The organism is Eisenbergiella tayi, assembly GCF_001881565.1.
Lineage (GTDB): Bacteria > Bacillota > Clostridia > Lachnospirales > Lachnospiraceae > Eisenbergiella > Eisenbergiella tayi.
Genome location: NZ_MPDJ01000004.1, coordinates 355,137 through 372,955, shown reverse-complemented (window position 1 = coordinate 372,955; position 17,819 = coordinate 355,137). Strand labels below are relative to the sequence as shown.

Below are 17,819 nucleotides of genomic sequence, written 5' to 3'. Positions count from 1 at the left end.
CATGCGAGAACAGACTCCTTTGTATTTATTTGTGTTGTGGTGATTCAAATATAACACAAAAATCTGTTCTCGTATTTTTTATTTATACTGGTGTAACACATGTATTGTAATCCTACACTGTTAAAAATATATATCGGCCGGGTACTTGGACTATACAGGAAGGTATGGTAAGATATACAGGGCAAAATGACGATGCATGAAAGATAACAGGAGTAAAGTTTGAAACAAAGTACGTTTCAAATATTGAATTAATGTACGCTGAAGCGGATAAGGGGTATAAAAATGGAAAAAAGAAAAAATGAAACGATAGAATTGCTTATGAAACGCAAATCCATGCGGGTATTTGAAGATAAGCCGGTGCCGCAGGATGTAAAAAGGCAGCTTTTGGAAGCGTCCCTGCGTGCCGCGACGGCTGGAAATATGACATTATACACGATAATCGACGTGACAGACCAGGCATTAAAGGATAAGCTGGCGGTCACCTGTGATAACCAGCCCTTTATTGCAGCGGCGCCCCTTGTCCTGATTTACTGTGCAGACTACAGGAGATGGTATGAGGCATTCTGCCGGGTGGAGACGGAAGTGCGCAGGCCTTCTTATGGTGATTTTATGCTGGCGGCGGAGGATGCCATTATCGCGGCGCAGACGGCTGTAACGGCGGCGGATGCCATGGGACTTGGCACCTGCTATATAGGTGATATACTTGAAAATTACGAAACCCACAGGCTGCTGCTGGGGCTGCCGGACTATGTGGCACCGATTGCCATGATCGTGGGAGGTTATCCTTCACGGCAGCAGGAGGAGCGCAGGCAGACCCCTCGTTTTGCGGTGGAAGATATCGTCCACGAAAACGGTTATGATATGGAAAAAGCAGGACGTATGATGGAAATGATAGAAGAAAAAGAAGACTGGCATGGGGAGGACCTGACTCTGCGGCTAAAGGCCTTCTGTAAGAGAAAGTGGAACTGCAGCTTCAGCGAAGAAATGTCCCGCTCGGTAAAAGCCATGCTGGATGCATGGGCCGGGCCGGAGAGCGGAAAAACCGGCGGCAGGGAATAAGCGGACAGGGAAGGAAAGGACAAAATGGCATCTGGAAACTGTGAGAACTGTGTGAATTATAAATATGAAGAGGATTATGACTGCTACATATGCGATATGGATCTGGATGAGGACGAGATGGTGCGTTTTTTAAGTGCATCCTTTGAAAATTGTCCTTATTTCCAATTGGAGGATGAATACCGCATTGTGCGAAAGCAAATGTAGCGGAAGCGGAGGAGTTATGGAAGAGACAGGAAAGGAATCCTCGTTGGATAAAGCCGCGGCGGAAGATGCGCAGCGCAGCCTGGTTCTGGAGTGTGCTATGCAGGCGGGAAATATTCTTCTTCAGAATGGCGCGGAAATATTCCGTGTGGAGGAAACGATAACCCGGATGTGCCGCCATTATGGGGTGGAATCCGAAAGCGCCTTTATATTGAGCAACGGTATTTTTATCACGGCCGGAAATGAAAAAGAATCTGTATATGCGCAGGTGCGTCATATTCCTGTACGGGGAGCCCAGTTGGACAGGGTAGCGGCAGTGAACCAGCTTTCCAGGGAAATTGTGGAAGGCCGTTATACAATAGAAGAAGTAAGGGAACAATTAAAACGTATAGAAACCATGCCCCGCAAAACCAAAAGAATGCAGGTGCTGGCATCGGCGGTGGGAAGCGCCTGTTTCTGTGTGATGTTTGGAGGAAGCTTCAGGGACTGTCTGGGGGCCTTTATCGCAGGCTTTCTTCTGTATATTTACGTGCTGGAGCTGAGCCAGCCCAGAATGTCGAAGATCATCGGAAATATCGGAGGAGGGGCGCTGGTTACCCTGCTGTGCATTTTCATGTACCGGATCCATATCGGGGATGCGCTGAACCATATGATCATCGGCGCTATTATACCTCTTGTCCCCGGAATTGCATTCACAAATGGAATCCGGGATATTGCCGACGGAGATTATATTGCCGGTGCTGTCAGGATGCTGGACGCCATTCTGGTATTCATGTGTATTGCGGTGGGGGTAGGTGTGGTAATCACGGTTTACCATCGTCTGACGGGAGGAATGCTGCTATGATTGTGACACAGGTTCTTGCCGCCGCATTGGGAACGGTGGCTTTTGCCCTCCTTTTCGGCGTGCCCCGCAAATACTATCTTTACTGTGGATTTATCGGAGGTGCAGGCTGGCTGCTTTACTGTCTTCTTGAACCTGTCCTGAATGCGACGGAGGCCACTTTTTTTGCTTCTGTACTGGTGATATTCCTGTCGCGGATGGGGGCAGTGAGAGAAAAATGTCCGGTAACGATATTTCTGATATCAGGAATTATCCCGCTTGTTCCGGGAGCGGGAATCTACTGGTCGGCTTTTTATATGGTTACCGATCAGCTGGCGGAGGCCGGAGAGGCCGGTTTCGCTGCTGTGAAAGCTGCGATAGCCATTGTACTTGGAATCGTCTGTGTGTTTGAACTCCCTCAGGGAGTCTTTCGGTTCGTAAAAAAGGATCAGCCGTCCCGGATACGCAGAAAGAGCAGGAAAAAGGAATAATATCCTTCTTCTGCCCTTCCTGCAGTGATGCGTAAAAAAACTGCATTTCTTTTTCCTATTCAGTTTGTATCCGGACTGACCGGAAAGATTCAGATCTGGGCTTCCCGATCCGAATATTCTGCCCTCAGCTTGCGGTTTCTTTTATGCGTTTTGACCAGGGTGAAAAATTTGTTGTAGAACCAGAAAGAGTATACCAACACGGTATTGACCTTTCCGATTTTTTCCTTGGTTGTCCTGCGGTAAAGGGTGCCGCCGCAGCCGATTACTTCCTGTGCTTTGATACAATTGATCAGGTCCGTTTCGGTCTGTACCGTATCGGGGACCTCAGTGTAGGCTAAACCCACACAGTCCATTTTATGGGAATCACTTCCGCCGACGCCGGGTTTATGGTACTTCTCGGCAAGACGGCAGGCCGTAGCATTGGATTCTTCATCCTCGCAGGCATTGAAAACCTCTACAAAATCAAATTGTTCCACGATTTTAGGATCCCGGCGGTAAGTTCTGGTATTGCGGAAACTTAAATATTTTTCCCCGCAGGGATGTGCCGGGCCCAGGATTCCTCCATAGGAGTGGACAATGGAAATCAGGATATTAAGAGGCAGGCCGCGCAGCTCAAGAATACGGAGCTTTATGGTTTCAGGCACGATCACAAGAATGTGACCGGCGCCAAGGGTATCGTACTCAATGCCCTTGAAAACCTTGAAGTCTGTATATTTTTTATCCTTCAGGTTTTTTTTCCAGTAGCGGTAGCCGTTGTAGGTATCATGGTCAGTGATAACCATCCCTCCGAAGCCTCTTGACTGCAGCAGCTGTATATATTCCTCCATGGAGACTCTGCTGTCGATAGAGCCTTCTTTTACATGGCAATGCATGTCGATTTTCATAACAGGCATACCTCCTTTAACATTATTATTGTAGCCTTTTTCCCCGGATTTGAAAAGGGCAAAAGACAAGATTTTATTGAAATATATCATTCCATTTTGGACATGTTAATGATAGAATATGTAAGAATAGCAGGAACATTCAATCTTTACAGAAAGGTAACAAAAAACAGATGATAAATTTTATCGCCGGTGAAGCCGGAATCAAGACTTCAGCATTTATTGGAATTTTATTTGCCTTTGCGGCAACCTGCCTTGTGATGTGGAAAGGAATGGGAATGCTGCCCAGAGATCAGGGAAGAGAATTTGCAGTAGACGGGAAAAAGTCTGCCGGTAAACCGAGAGGAGCCGGATTTTTGTTTGTCCTGGTATTTATTGCGGCGGCACTGCTTTTCGGACAGGTCAGCCGTGAAATGATTATATATCTGATTCTCACAGGCGCAGCCATGATTACCGGTTTTTTGGATGATTGTGCCAAAACGCCCTGGGGGGAATACAAAAAGGGTTTTTTGGATTTGCTGATTGCAGTTATGGTGGCGGTCACTTTCCTGAATTTCAATTCCAATGAGGTGACAATACTCCTTACCGGAGCGTCCTTTACCATCCCTCCGATTTTGTTCGGGCTTCTTGTGGTGGTGCTTGTATGGGTTTCCATCAATGTGACCAACTGTTCCGATGGTGTGGACGGGCTGTCCGGAACCCTGACGATTATTACCCTGATGATTATTTATCTGGTCGATCTGCTGCAGAGCAGAGGGGACAGTTTTTCCTATCTGATTTTACTGTTCTGTGTCTGTATACTCGGATATCTGTGGTATAATGCCACACCCAGCAGACTGATGATGGGCGATGCCGGTTCCCGGGCTATGGGCCTGTTTATCAGCATTGCCGTACTGAAGACCGGGAGCCCCTTCCTGTATATTCCTGTGGCCCTGGTGCTGATTCTGGACGGAGGGCTTGGGCTGGTTAAGATTTTCCTGCTCCGTTTCCTGAAAATAAGAATTCTTACCAAGGTGAGGACTCCTCTCCATGATCAGGCGAGAAAAGTATGGGAGTGGTCCAACACCCAGACAGTATTCCGGTTTGCCATCATACAGATTATGCTGGGAGCCGCAGTTATTTTTATTGCGATGTGATTCCTTTTGTCCGAACAGGAAAAGGCTATTGCCGGAGGCGGACTGCGAACCGGGGTTGCGCTGGCGGGGGAAGAATGATAGAATAGCAGATAAGCATTTCTGGCCGGATGGCTTCTGTCCGGATGGAAAAGCGGCTGTTACAATGCATAATCTGCACAGGGAAAGGATAAACATATGAAGAACGAATTACTTTCCATTGGGCCGTTTACTATTTACGGCTATGGACTGATGATAGGTATTGGCATTATTGCGGCATATCTGACTGCGGAGAGCCGGGCAAAGAAGCTGAAGCTGGATCCGGATAAGATATTCGGGCTGGTTATCTGGTGTCTGATTTTCGGATATCTGGGCTCCAAGATACTGTTCTGTATTACCGTTATTGATAAAATCATTGCCGATCCGGCATACATCCTTCATTCTCTTCAGAATGGATGGGTGGTATACGGAGGACTGATCGGCGGCATCATTGGCGGATGTCTGTACTGCAGGCATAAAAAAGTGAATTTTATGTCCTACTTTGATTTAGCGGTGCCTTCTGTGGCTCTTGCCCAGGGCTTTGGCCGCATAGGCTGTTTCCTGGCCGGCTGCTGTTATGGAAGGCCAACTGACGGGCCGTTGGGAATAACCTTTACACATTCAGACTTTGCACCCAATGGAGTATCGCTGATTCCAACCCAGGAAATTTCCAGTCTTTTGAACTTCCTGAACTTTTTTGTCCTGATAAATATTGCCAAGAAGAAAAAGGCGGAAGGCCAGGTCGGCGGCTTTTATCTGATTTTCTACAGTATCGGCCGGTTCATCCTGGAGTTTTACCGGGGGGATTTGGAAAGAGGAAGTGTAGGAAGCCTGTCCACCTCCCAGTTTATAGCAATCTTTACTTTAATAGCAGGTATTCTTGTGGTGGCAGTCACTCAGATGATGGCGAATAAGGGAGTAAAGACATTTATGGTAGGCCCGGATGGAACCGCATGGCAGGAAGAAACGTCCGGCAGTGAAGAGAAAAACGGAACAGAGAATGCTTCTGAAAAAACAGAAGCAGCAGAAGCTGCGGACACGGAAGATACGGCGGAAGCAGCAGGGCCGGAGGATGATGACAGCGGGGAAAAGACTGCGGATGATGAGGAAAAGGGCGGGACAGCTTGATAGCTGCTGCCCTTTTCCTTTCATGAATAAAAAATAATATGGGGAAGGAAATAAAGAATGAAAATTTTAGATATGCATTGTGACACGATTTCAGAGCTGCTGGATATTAGAAGAAAGGGCGATGCAGCCCGGATAAAAGAGAATACGCTTCGTTCCAACGGGTTACATATTGATTTGGAAAAAATGAAAAAAGCAGATTACCTGCTGCAGAATTTTGCTTTGTTTGTCCACCTGAGCAGCTGTGAAAATCCTCTGGAGGAGGTTCTGGAGCTGGCCGATGTGTACTATGACGAACTGGATAAAAACAAAGATCTCATCCGCCCGGTATACTCCTATGCTGATATTGAGAGCAACAGGAAGGCCGGCCTCATGTCTGCCATGCTGACGGTGGAAGAGGGCGGTGTATGTAAGGGAAATCCGGCCTTCCTGCGCACCTTATACAGGCTTGGAGTGCGGATGCTCACCCTCACCTGGAATTTTCCCAATGAATTAGGCTGGCCCAATCTGGAAGTGCCGGGAGAAGGTGTGGATCCCGAATCCTTCCGGCCGGATTTCCGGAAAGCCAATGTAAATCAGGGCCTTACGGAAACAGGTATCGCTTTTGTACAGGAGATGGAGCACCTGGGAATGATTGTGGATGTTTCCCATTTATCAGATGCAGGCTTCATGGATGTGCTGCGGGTGACAAAGAAGCCCTTTGTGGCGAGCCATTCCAATGCCAGGGCTGTCTGCTCCTGGGCACGGAATCTGACGGATGATATGATTCGGCTGCTGGCGGAGCGGGGAGGAGTAACCGGATTGAATTTCTGTCCGGCTTTCCTGACAGATGTGCCGGACGGAGAAGCCACCTATGGTTCGATTGCTGCTATTGTGGAGCATGCAAAGCATATCGTCAATGTGGGCGGAACAGACTGCCTGGGACTGGGAACCGATTTTGACGGTATCAAAACACATGATGAGCTGCCGGACGCCTCCTGTATGCCTTTGTTGATTGATGCTTTTGGAAAAGCGGGCTTTACCTCATCTCAGGTGGATAAAATCCTACTGGGGAATGTGCTGCGGGTTTATAAGGAAGTGTTAGTGTAAAAACAGGAGAAGAAGCAGTGAAAATCGTTATTGAGGAGCCTGGGGATCAGGAAGAGGATCAGGTTATATTCAGATGCCGTGAGATGACACCGGAGCTTCTCCGTGCACTTGCATTATTGAAAGCGCAGGATGGTCTTGTAGCATACAGCGGAAATCAAATTCACCGTATCGGAACTCATGATGCTTACTATATAGAAGTGGTTGAAAATAAAACCTTTCTTTACTGCAGGGATGCGGTATATGAATTAAAGCAAAAGCTTTATGAATTGGAAGAATGCTTAACCGGCAGCGATTTGCTGAGAGTATCCAAATCTGTAATGCTGAATTTGAGCAAAATTAAATCACTCAATCCTGCTTTAAATGGTAGATTCGAAGCCGTACTTGATAATGGAGAACGTGTTATCATCTCAAGACAATATGTAGGCAGCTTAAAAAAGCGTCTGGGAATTTAGGAGGAAGCGAAAGTGCCGATAAAAGATTTGCTGAAAACAATGTTTCACTCTTTTTTTGTAATTACCACAGGCGTGACTATGGCTATGTATATATCCTGCCGGCTGTTATATCCGGATACTGTCCTTTCTGTCGGGGATATAGGGGGAATTTTGCTGCTGGCGCTGTTTTGTGATCTGTCTTTTTTAATATTTGCGTCAGGGAAAGAGCTTGGGAAAAAACAGATGGCGGTACGTTTCTGTATCCATATCCCTTTGGAGGTCGCGATTGTTTTATTTTTTGCTTCTAAATGGGACTGGGTTAATATCGATAAGCCGTTGGAGGTTGCTGTTTTTGTACTGTTGATTTTAGGCGTATATGCGGCAGTACTTGCTGTAGCTTATTATCAGGATAAGAAAACGGCAGACAAGTTAAATGACAGTTTGAGAAAGAAGTACCATTCGTAATCGTTTTGTAAGGGCGGCAGCTTGCCGTCCTTTTTTTGCAGGTTACCGTCCTGTTTCCGCATCCTGCCTGCCGACATATTGAGAATGAAAGCCGGCTGAGATATACTACGGGGTAAGCTAAAGGATTAAAATTCAGGCCAAGGCCGGGAAATGCGGAGAGAAGAATTATGCAGAAAGAAAAGAAACGAAGAAAGATTTTACGTACAGGACTTTGCGTAATCCTGGCAGTACTGCTCCTTACAGCAGTGGGTGCAGGGGTTCTCTTTCGGGAGGAATTGGGAATTATCGGTACTATCCGTAAGGAATCTGATGAATTTCCCTTATATTATATGGAGGTAAAAGGGGATTATCATTTTGAGGAGTTTCTGGAGAGCGGAGGGGCGGCTTCGGATAAAGAGGTAGAAGCTTTTCTGACAAAGTGTATTTCGAAAGGATTTTACCAGATAGAAATTGAAGAAGTCGGTCCGGCCTGCAGTATGATATCAGCAGAAGATGAAAATGGAGGTCATGTCTGGGGAAGAAACTTTGACTGGAATGGTTCAGTGCCGATTATTGTCAAATGTATCCCGGAGGATGGTTATGCATCAATTGCTACTTGTGATTTTAAGAACATTACGGGCAGCATGGAAACAAGGCCGGATAACTTTATCAATAAAATGCTGGCAATTGCAGCTCTCTATGTTCCTATGGACGGTGTTAACGAAGCCGGTCTGTGTGTTGCAGATCTGGAAGTTAATGAGGGCGGCATGGAAACGATTGATACCGACAAAACTGATTTGACAATTACGAATGCAACAAGGCTGATTTTGAATAAGGCGGCCACAGTGGAGGAGGCAATTGAAATTCTTGAGCAATACGACATTTATGCATCCGGCGGTATCAGCCATCATCTTGCTGTTTCTGATGCTTCCGGGAAATCGGTAGTACTGGAATTTGTGAATGGCAGGATGCTGCCTGTGGAATCTCCCTGCGTCACCAATTTTAATCTTGCGGGAAAAGACAGTTCCTCAGGAGGGGAAAGCTCACAGAGACGTTATGAAAGCCTCTGTTCCGCCTATGATGCGAACAATGGGGTATTGACCTGGCAGCAGGTTAAGGAGGAACTTATCAAGGTATCACAGCCGGAAGGAGAGTGGACAACACAGTGGTCCATGGCTTATTCTGGAGAAAGCGGAAAGGTGAGCTATTGGTTTCATTGCGATTATGACAGAGAATGGGAATATTTTATAGGAGAATGACACTTACGTTTTATCTATACCCTTGCATCCCCTCAATATTCCCTTTATTATAGAAAGCAGATATTGTTCTGCAGTTCCTCGGATAAGTAAATGGGATATGGAAAAAAGGAAACGAATTGAGGAGAAAAGATATGAGAAGAAAAGACAGAGAGGTAACCGATGCCGGAAAAATCAGGGAAGCGATTGAGGCCAGTCATTGCTGCCGTCTTGGTTTTTATGATGAAGGAGAGGTATATATCGTTCCCATGAATTTCGGCTATACAGAAGAAGAGGAAAAAAGGATCTTCTATTTTCACAGTGCCAAAGAAGGAAGAAAGGTAGATCTGATATCCAGAACCCATTCTGCCGGCTTTGAACTGGACACCAATTACCATCTGCATGAAGGGGAAAAAGCCTGCCAATATTCTGCCGGTTTTCTCAGCGTAATAGGAACCGGAAACATTGATTTTGTGGAAGATCGGGAATCTAAGAAATCAGCTCTGCAGACAATCATGCTGCACAACACCGGAAAAAGCAACTGGGAATTTTCAGAAGATATGCTCGATGCCGTTCTTATTTTTAAGATGGAAGTAACCCAAATATCCTGCAAAGAGCATCTGTAAAGATAGGAACCTCTTTCCCCTCCATCCGCAGGGTTTGTACTATGCGTCCTGGTTCCCCGATTTCCTGCGCGGGCTCGTTTTTGCTCTGCTAAAATGAAGCGGTACTAAAGTTGGCAAAGGCTGCAAAATTAAGTACCGCATTTAAAGGCACGTGCAGGGAACAGCAGCCGGACATCAGGGCCAGGAAGTGTGGAACAACGTTTACGGAGAGATGGGGGAGTATCCTTCAGGAAATTTTTATAGAAGTTATTAGATAAGTTAATAGATAGTATATTGACTTTTTAACACGTGTATTTTATAATCCAAGCATATAATAAAACTAAAAACTTAATATAGTTTCTTTTTTTTACACACATAATTTACACGTGTAAATAACGGGAAAGGAGCAGGTAATACTGTCTCAGTCATTACTTTCGGCGCAACAGGAAAGAGCGCGGCAGTAAAGAGACTGACGGCGGAAAGCATGTGCAGATGCGGAGTTTCAGAATGTATCATAAGCAGGCATTATAATTTATTTAAACATATTATTATAATGAAGTAAGAATAGGAAAAGCGTCCCATGTACTTGCGGGCGGATGGAAAACAGGAAAATCAGAGGAAGTGAAATTACCGGACTCATTATGGTTTGGTATATTTTACAGGAGGGGAAATATGAAAGAGATCAGTGCATCGTCGGCTAAAAGAGCAAAAGAGCTTCTGAAACAAATGTCCATGGAGGAAAAGTTATATCAATTGTCAGGCTGCATGATATTTGATATCGGTGAAACTTATGATCAATGCAGGAATCCATTGTACGGAAATTACAGAAGTGCAGGTCATTTCATGCATTGGAAAAGAAAGGAACCTGCTGCGCCGTCGGAGGTTGCCGCGCGGATCAATCAGGATATACGTGCCAGTATCGAGGCTCAGCCTCATGGGATTCCCCCGCTTATTCATGAGGAGGCTCTGCATGGAGCACAGTGGGGAATGGCGACAATGTTTCCGCAGCCGATTGGCATGGCGTCCAGCTTTGATGATGAGCTGGTGCAGGAAATAGGGGAGATCATCGGAAAGGAATGTGCGGCGGTAGGTGTGAGGCAGGTGCTTTCTCCTGTGGTAAATATTGCGAGGGACTGCCGGTGGGGAAGGCTGATGGAAACCTTTGGAGAGGATGTTCTCCTTTCTTCTAATATGGGAGCCGCCATGTGTAAGGGAATCCGGAAGAATGGTGTGATTGCGACATTAAAACACTATGCGGATAATTATTCCTACGGAGGCAGGGATTCCAATTCCTCCGATTCTTCGGAACGGGTTATGCGTGAGGTTTATCTTCCTCCGTTCGAAAAGTGTATCAAAGAAGGGGATGCTCTTTCTGTTATGGCCGCATATAACAGCTGGAATGGGGTCCCCTGTTCCTGCAGCCGGGAGCTGCTTACGGATATTCTGAGAGAGGAATGGAAGTTCCCCGGGTTTGTGGTTTCGGATTATAAAGGCGTGGAAGGTGTATGCAGCTCTCATCATATGACAGGGGAAGAATATCAGGCGGCAGCGCTATGTGTTAAGGCAGGGCTGGATGTGAATTTACCGGCTGCATCAGGTTTTTCTCTTCTGAAAAAGGCGGTCGAAGAAAAGATACTGAGTCAGGAGGATGTCGATAAGGCTGTTTATCATGTCCTGGCGGTGAAATTTGAGATCGGTCTGTTTGAACAGCCTTTTGGAGACGAAAAGGAAGCGGAGAAAATAGTCCGCTGTGAAGCCCATGAGAAGACAGCACTGGAAGCAGCGAGAGAATCCATTATCCTTTTCAAAAATGAAAACGTCCTCCCCTTTGACAGAAACAGAACCTGCAGGGTCGGTGTTTTTGGGGCGAGTGCGGCTGAGGTGCCTTTGGGCAGAAACTATTCCGGGCCATATAAACGCAGATGGGAGGCGCAGGATGCGAAAACACCCCTTCAGTTTCTCAAAGAATATCTGGGAGAAGATACAGAGGTTGTATATTCACCGGATTTCGATGAAGAACTGGCAAAGGGCTGTTCGGCGATGCTCTATTTTACAACCATTATCGAAGGGGAAGGACTGGATCGGTGTAATATTTGTCTTCCTTCGGACGCCATGGTACACCAGGTGGACGGCGGCGGACTGATCGTAGATAAAGCAGAAGCATCTGTTTTCGGAAATCAGGAAGAGGATATCCGTAAGATGTTCCATACCAATAGAAATTCAGCGGTTATTCTGCTGAATGGTTCTCCTGTGGATATGACAGGCTGGATCGATTCGGCATCGGCTGTCCTGGAGGCATGGTATCCGGGAGAACAAGGGGCACAGGCGATCTGCGAAATTTTGTTTGGAGATTATTCCCCTTCGGGAAAGCTTCCTGTTTCGGTTCCCAAGAATGTTGGACAGCTTCCTCTGTTTTATGCACATAAGCCGTCCGGACGGGGGTACCACTATAATGAGAATGACGGGAATCCTCTCTATCCTTTTGGTTATGGATTAAGCTATACCACATTTGGTTTCGGCAGCTTTTCACAGTACATAAAGGAGGATGAGATACTTATTTCCTTTGTGCTGGAAAATACGGGACATTATGACGGCACGGAGGTGGTACAGGTTTACGTGTCCGGCAGAAACTGCGATGTGGTTATGCCTGTAAAAGAACTGAAAGCATATCGCAGAGTTACTTTGAAAGCAGGTGAAAAAGATAATGTCTGTATAACGCTTCCGGCTGCTTCCTTTCAGTATTATAACCAGGGGATGAAATATAGCCTGCATAACGGTGATTTTACTGTCATGACGGGAAATTCTTCTGAAAATATGTTCAATGAATTTTCTGTTAAGATAAGGGAAGGAAGGATATTTTTGAAGGATTCGGAATAGAAGAGAAGTAATCAATTATAAAAATATATGCCGCAGATAAGTGCTCCGGTGTCAAAAGGCGGGGAACGAACAGCAGCTTAAAAGATGCATAATCGGTTTATCCATAAAGGTAGGAATTGCAGAGAGCCGGAAAACAGGATATAATCAGTTATAAATAAGAGCGTTGCCGGATCGGGATGCATAAATTTGGAGGCGGGTATGGCAGGAACAATACAGCGGATTGCAGAACTGGCAGGGGTGTCCAGAGGAACTGTGGACAGGGCGATAAACGGACGCGGCAGGGTCCGCGAAGAAACTGCGGCCAGGATCAGTCAGATTGCGGATGAACTGGGATATGTTCCGAAGCACAGAAAGAAAAGAGCAGCGGGGGAACAGACCGGTATTCCCGGACAGGCCAAAACAATTGGTGTGATTACGCAGCTATGTCATTCCTCCTTTATGATAGAAGTGAACCGGGGAATTTCGGAAATCAGTGCAAAGCTTGAAAAACAGGGAATCAGGGTGTGCGTGAAGGAGAGTGCTACCGTTGATGAGGCAGAGCAGCTTGCGGCGATTGATGAACTGGAACGGGAAGGGATTGACGCCCTGGCGCTGATGCCGGTGGACAGCGACGGCATACGGCTCCGTCTGAACCGTCTTGTCAGTGAAAGGAAGATTCCCCTTGTTACCTTTAATTCCGATATTGTAGGAACAGAACGCATGTGCTTTGTCGGGATAGATAATTGGAAAAGCGGCAGGACAGCCGCGGGGCTTATGGGGCTTATGATGCATGGAAAAGGAAGGGTGCTGGGGATTACCGGATATTTTTCCAACGGAGCCGGCAGCCGCAGGATGGACGGATTCGTGGAGGAACTGAAAAACAGCTTCCCGGATATCGGGCTGATAGGCGTGCAGAGCAGCTTTGACCATACACAGGAGGTTGAAAAAATCATAGTCGACGCTATGAATGCATACCCGGATCTGGGCGGAATTTTTGTGGCTTCCGGCGGGCAGGAGGGAGTAAAGCGTGCATTTGAGCGGTTAGGGCCGGAAACCCGCCCCTATGTGATTATCTATGACCTTACGCCGAAGAATGAACGATATCTGCAGGAAGGTGTTGTGGATTTCCTTCTCGACCAGGAAGGCTACCTGCAGGGCTACAGGGCGGTTTCCCTTCTGGCGGACAAGCTGCGCTGGGATAAGGAACCGGCGGAAGAGTACATGTATACGGAAATAAGGATCAAAACAAAATATAATCTTTAATTGATATGACCCTCGAAGGGAGCCGATGCTCTGAGCAGCTATGAATCATGGATTGCCATGATTGATAATTACTCAGAGCTTTTTTAAATTATTAAAAAACAGACCGAGGTATAAATTGGGGTAATATGAGTGAAGCAGTTTTTTATTTTGCGTGCTATTTTACGTAAAGGCACGCAAAGCTAATATGTAAATATTGACAAAATAAATCCCGAATATTTGTGAGAAACATGGAAAATCAGGAAAGAATACAAACAATATTGCAGACACATAATGCGTGTGATACTATAAGAATATAATCGGGAAAGAAAAAAGCACACACAGACACATGAAAGCACGCAAACCGTGAGAGGAGAGCATAGAATGAAGTATGTGGATTTCGATCAGAAAAGACCGCTTGATATCATTCTTCTGGGCAGGATAGCCATTGATTTTAATCCGGCCTACAATGAACAGGTGAAGGAAGAGTTCAAGCCTTTGAAGAAGGTACATATGTTTGAAATGTTTGTCGGAGGGTCGCCGGCCAATATTGCGGTCGGTGTGACAAGACATGGACTGAAGGCCGGTTTTTTTGCCAGGGTTTCCGATGACCAGTTCGGAGATTTTGTGGTGGATTATTTTGAAGAACAGGGAATCGATACATCCCGCATCACCCGCTGCAGAAACGGAGAGAACCTCGGCCTCACCTTTACGGAAATGCTATCGCCGAAGGAGAGCAGTATTCTTATGTACCGCAACAAAATTGCAGATCTTCAGCTATCTGTGGAGGATATTGATGAAGAGTATATCCGGCAGGCAAAGGCGATTCTTATTTCGGGCACCTCCCTTTCCGAAAGCCCGTCCCGTGAGGCTGCGCTCAAGGCGCTGATGCTGGCGAAAAAGAACAATACCCGAATCATTTTCGATATTGATTACCGGGCATATAACTGGAAAAACAGCGACGAAATCTCCATCTATTATTCTATGGCGGCCAGGGAAGCAGACATTATTATGGGTTCCAGGGAAGAATTTGACCTGACGGAAAAGCTGATATGTCCCGGCATGACAGACGAAGAGTCCGCCAGGTACTGGCAGGGCTGCAGGGCGAAAATTGTGGTTATCAAGCATGGCATGAAGGGCTCCACCGCATATACGGCAGACGGGGAGAAATACTCCGTCAAACCCTTCCCGGTAACAGCCAGGAAAGGCTTTGGCGGCGGTGACGGATATGGTTCCGGATTTTTATATGGACTGTATCAGGGCTGGGAGCTTATCGATTGTCTTGAATTTGGTTCTGCAGAAGCATCCATGATGGTGAGAAGCAACAACTGTTCCGACGCTCTGCCGGGACCGGAGGAGGTCCGTGCATTTATCCGGGAAGAAAAGGAACTGTACGGAGAAATGATTGCCAGAGTGTAATAATTACGCCTCAAAAAGGAGACAGCAGACTATGGAAAAAACAATAAGATTGACGGTTGCCCAGGCAATCGTGAGGTTTCTGGATCAGCAGTATGTGCTGATGGATCAGGAAGAAACAAAATTTGTGGAAGGCTTTTTTACTATTTTCGGACATGGAATTGCGGTGGGACTGGGGGAAGCGCTGGATACCAATCCCGGTTCCCTGCGCGTGATGCAGGGAAGAAATGAGCAGGGCATGTGCCATGCGGCAATCGCATTCGCCAAACAGAGCAACAGAAAGCGGATCATCGCGTGTGCGTCCTCCGTGGGGCCGGGGGCTGCGAATATGGTGACGGCCTGTGCCACGGCTACGGTCAATAATATCCCGCTGCTTGTATTCCCTGCGGATACCTTCGCTTCCAGACAGCCGGATCCGGTCCTGCAGCAGTTGGAGGTAAGCGGCAGCCTTGCGGTGTCGACAAACGATGCTTTTAAACCGGTATGTAAATATTGGGACAGGATCACAAGGCCGGAGCAGGTTATGACGGCACTGATCAGCGCAATGAGGGTGCTTACGGATCCGGCGGAGACAGGAGCCTGCTGTATTGCGCTGCCGCAGGATGTGGAAGGGGAGGCCTATGATTATCCGGCCTACTTTTTCCGGAAGCGTGTGCATCGGATTACCCGTCCTGCTGCGGTGGAAGAAGAACTGGAAGATTTGGCGGAGATCTTATCCCGGGCAGAGAAACCTCTTATTATTGTGGGAGGCGGAGTAAAATATTCCCAGGCAGGAGAAGCGGTGGAGAGCTTCTGCGAAGAGTTTAAAATCCCCTTCGGAGAGACACAGGCGGGGAAGAGCGCCTGCCGATCCAGCCATCCGTACTGTCTGGGAGGAATTGGCGTGACGGGGACTCTCGCTTCCAATGTGATTGCAAAGGATGCCGATGTGGTTCTGGCGATCGGTTCCAGGCTGTCGGATTTCACGACCGGCTCCAAGCGTCTGTTCGGCAGGGAGGATGTCCGGTTCCTGACGATTAATAACTGCCGGTTCCACGCTTATAAGATGGATGCCGTAAAGGCGGTGGGGGATGCGAAAGCGACACTGGAGGCTCTGGCGGAAAAGCTGCGCGGACGCGGGTATGTATCCGCCTACAGAGGGGAAATAGAAGCGGCGAAGGAAGCCTGGGATGCGGAGCTTAAGCGTCTGGGAGAGATTACATATACCGGTGAATCCTTTGAACCGCTGATTCACGCAAGGGATCCTCGTACGATACCGGAATTTGTGGAACTGACAAAAGGGCGCATCACACAGACTGCCGCTCTGGCTGTGCTGAACCGCCTTGTGGAGCCGGATGCGACGGTCATTACGGCGGGCGGTTCCCTTCCCAGCTGCATGCAACGCATGTGGAGGACGGATAAAAGGGGCGGCTATCATGCGGAATATGGTTATTCCTGCATGGGCTATGAGGTGGCGGCAACCCTTGGCGTCAAGTTTGCGGAACCGGATTGCGAGGTGTATTGTGTGGTAGGGGATTCCAGCTTTCAGATGATGCATTCGGAAATTATGACGATCATGCAGGAACGCAAAAAGGTAAACATCCTGATATTTGACAACTGCGGCTTCGGCTGCATCAACAATCTGGAGATGAACAACGGAATCGGAAGCCTGGCGACGGAATTCCGCTATACGGACGGCAGAAAACCGACGGGTGATTTAATCTATGTGGATTATGCGAAGATCGGAGAGGGGTACGGCCTTAAAACCTATACCTGCACAACGGCGGAAGAACTGGAGGCAGCCCTCCTTGACGCTAAAAAGGAGAGCATTGCGTGTCTGTTTGATTTGAAAGTGCTTCCCAAGACTATGACGGATGGCTATGAATCCTGGTGGAACGTAGGAATAGCGCAGGTTTCCGAAAAGGACAGTGTCAGGAAGGCCTGTGAAGATGTCATGCAGGGACGCAGGGAAGCGCGTGCCTATTAAAAACGGGAGGAAGAAGGATGGGAAAAGTATTCGGATATCCTGTGTTCGATGAGAACGGGGAAAAGATTCTGACGACTTATGATAATGAATACAGCGAAATGAGGATGGATATCCGCGTTTACCGGATGAAAAAGGGGGAAGAGAGAAGCTTCCTGAGAAAAGGAGAGGAAACGGCAATCCTTCTTCTTTCGGGAAAAATCCGGTTTTGCTGGGACGGAAAAGAAGCATCGGTATCCAGAAAGGATGTATTCACACAGGGGCCATGGTGCCTGCATATCTGTACGGAAGCCGAAGCCGCCGTGAAAGCGGAGGAGGACAGTGAAATCCTCGTACAGTGTACTAAAAACGAAACAGAATTCGCAGCCGTGCTTTACCGCCCGGAGGATGCGCCCTGGAAATATTCCTGCGTGGGTAAATTCGGGGATGTGGCTAAAAGGCGTGTCAATACGATCTTCGACCATGACATCGCACCCTGGTCCAATATGGTGCTGGGAGAGGTGCTCAATGACAGGGGCAACTGGTCCGGTTATCTGCCGCACAGGCATCCGCAGCCGGAAACCTACTATTTTCTGTTTGACCGGCCGGAAGGGTTCGGTGCAAGCTTTGTGGGTGATCAGGTGTTTAAGAGCACAGATGGGAGTTTTTCCGCCATACCGGGAGGAGAACTGCATCCCCAGGCCGTGGCGCCGGGCTTTCAGATGTATACCTGCTGGATGATCCGTCATCTGGAGGGAAATCCATGGCTTCAGACGGATCGCTGTGAGGATGAAAAATATACCTGGCTGCATGATGCTTAAATTTGACATATGC

The 17,819-nt window shown here is 47.4% G+C and carries 17 protein-coding genes; 16 read left to right on the top strand and 1 reads right to left on the bottom strand.

From position 1 onward, the window contains the following. Window positions 1-282: 282 nt before the first annotated feature. From BLA28_RS16295 to BLA28_RS16280, 4 genes are read left to right on the top strand one after another with little or no spacing between them, the layout of a single operon-like run. Window positions 283-1,059 (top strand): nitroreductase family protein, encoded by a 777-nt coding sequence (locus BLA28_RS16295; protein ID WP_069158188.1) that lies wholly within the window; start codon window positions 283-285, stop codon window positions 1,057-1,059. A 24-nt stretch (window positions 1,060-1,083) separates the two neighbouring features. Beyond that, window positions 1,084-1,263, top strand: coding sequence for a DUF6472 family protein (locus tag BLA28_RS16290; RefSeq protein ID WP_009252389.1), 180 nt, complete (start codon window positions 1,084-1,086; stop codon window positions 1,261-1,263). A 16-nt stretch (window positions 1,264-1,279) separates the two neighbouring features. Beyond that, on the top strand, window positions 1,280-2,104 hold the full coding sequence (locus tag BLA28_RS16285; RefSeq protein WP_069158187.1) for a threonine/serine exporter family protein: 825 nt from the start codon (window positions 1,280-1,282) through the stop codon (window positions 2,102-2,104). Then, window positions 2,104-2,571: a threonine/serine exporter family protein gene (locus BLA28_RS16280; protein WP_025484239.1), complete on the top strand. Its 468-nt coding sequence runs from the start codon at window positions 2,104-2,106 to the stop codon at window positions 2,569-2,571. Before BLA28_RS16285 ends, BLA28_RS16280 begins: the two co-directional genes overlap by 1 nt. Window positions 2,572-2,660: 89 nt before the next feature. Here the strand turns inward: BLA28_RS16280 and BLA28_RS16275 are convergent, their stop codons facing one another. Then, a complete protein-coding gene (locus BLA28_RS16275) occupies window positions 2,661-3,455 on the bottom strand; it encodes a PHP-associated domain-containing protein (protein WP_044972380.1) in 795 nt (264 codons plus the stop codon). A gap of 170 nt (window positions 3,456-3,625) precedes the next feature. Between BLA28_RS16275 and BLA28_RS16265 the strand changes: the two genes are divergently transcribed. The 12 genes from BLA28_RS16265 to BLA28_RS16210 all read left to right on the top strand — a co-directional run bounded on the left by BLA28_RS16265 (window position 3,626) and on the right by BLA28_RS16210 (window position 17,806). Beyond that, a complete protein-coding gene (locus BLA28_RS16265) occupies window positions 3,626-4,588 on the top strand; it encodes an MraY family glycosyltransferase (RefSeq protein ID WP_044972376.1) in 963 nt (320 codons plus the stop codon). 174 nt (window positions 4,589-4,762) lie between these two features. After that, window positions 4,763-5,731, top strand: a complete 969-nt coding sequence (locus BLA28_RS16260) for a prolipoprotein diacylglyceryl transferase (protein ID WP_069158186.1) — start codon at window positions 4,763-4,765, stop codon at window positions 5,729-5,731. A gap of 57 nt (window positions 5,732-5,788) precedes the next feature. After that, entirely contained in the window at window positions 5,789-6,817 is a 1,029-nt protein-coding gene (locus BLA28_RS16255) for a dipeptidase (RefSeq protein WP_069158185.1), read from the top strand. Window positions 6,818-6,834: 17 nt separating this feature from the next. Then, window positions 6,835-7,269: a LytTR family DNA-binding domain-containing protein gene (locus tag BLA28_RS16250; RefSeq protein ID WP_044972583.1), complete on the top strand. Its 435-nt coding sequence runs from the start codon at window positions 6,835-6,837 to the stop codon at window positions 7,267-7,269. A 12-nt stretch (window positions 7,270-7,281) separates the two neighbouring features. Then, the gene (locus BLA28_RS16245; protein ID WP_044972582.1) at window positions 7,282-7,713 is read left to right on the top strand and encodes a DUF3021 family protein; all 432 of its coding nucleotides are present in this window, start codon (window positions 7,282-7,284) and stop codon (window positions 7,711-7,713) included. 167 nt (window positions 7,714-7,880) lie between these two features. Further along, the gene (locus BLA28_RS16240) at window positions 7,881-8,951 is read left to right on the top strand and encodes a linear amide C-N hydrolase (protein WP_069158184.1); all 1,071 of its coding nucleotides are present in this window, start codon (window positions 7,881-7,883) and stop codon (window positions 8,949-8,951) included. 131 nt (window positions 8,952-9,082) lie between these two features. Further along, on the top strand, window positions 9,083-9,553 hold the full coding sequence (locus BLA28_RS16235) for a pyridoxamine 5'-phosphate oxidase family protein (RefSeq protein ID WP_069152652.1): 471 nt from the start codon (window positions 9,083-9,085) through the stop codon (window positions 9,551-9,553). Window positions 9,554-10,204: 651 nt separating this feature from the next. Further along, complete coding sequence (locus BLA28_RS16230) at window positions 10,205-12,409, top strand: beta-glucosidase family protein (protein WP_069158183.1); 2,205 nt, start codon at window positions 10,205-10,207, stop codon at window positions 12,407-12,409. 198 nt (window positions 12,410-12,607) lie between these two features. Beyond that, window positions 12,608-13,651: a LacI family DNA-binding transcriptional regulator gene (locus BLA28_RS16225; protein ID WP_069158182.1), complete on the top strand. Its 1,044-nt coding sequence runs from the start codon at window positions 12,608-12,610 to the stop codon at window positions 13,649-13,651. 360 nt (window positions 13,652-14,011) lie between these two features. Then, window positions 14,012-15,046, top strand: coding sequence for a 5-dehydro-2-deoxygluconokinase (gene iolC, locus BLA28_RS16220; protein ID WP_044972578.1), 1,035 nt, complete (start codon window positions 14,012-14,014; stop codon window positions 15,044-15,046). A gap of 31 nt (window positions 15,047-15,077) precedes the next feature. Continuing rightward, on the top strand, window positions 15,078-17,009 hold the full coding sequence (gene iolD, locus BLA28_RS16215) for a 3D-(3,5/4)-trihydroxycyclohexane-1,2-dione acylhydrolase (decyclizing) (protein WP_069158181.1): 1,932 nt from the start codon (window positions 15,078-15,080) through the stop codon (window positions 17,007-17,009). A 17-nt stretch (window positions 17,010-17,026) separates the two neighbouring features. Further along, on the top strand, window positions 17,027-17,806 hold the full coding sequence (locus BLA28_RS16210) for a 5-deoxy-glucuronate isomerase (RefSeq protein WP_069158180.1): 780 nt from the start codon (window positions 17,027-17,029) through the stop codon (window positions 17,804-17,806). Window positions 17,807-17,819 lie beyond the last annotated feature (13 nt).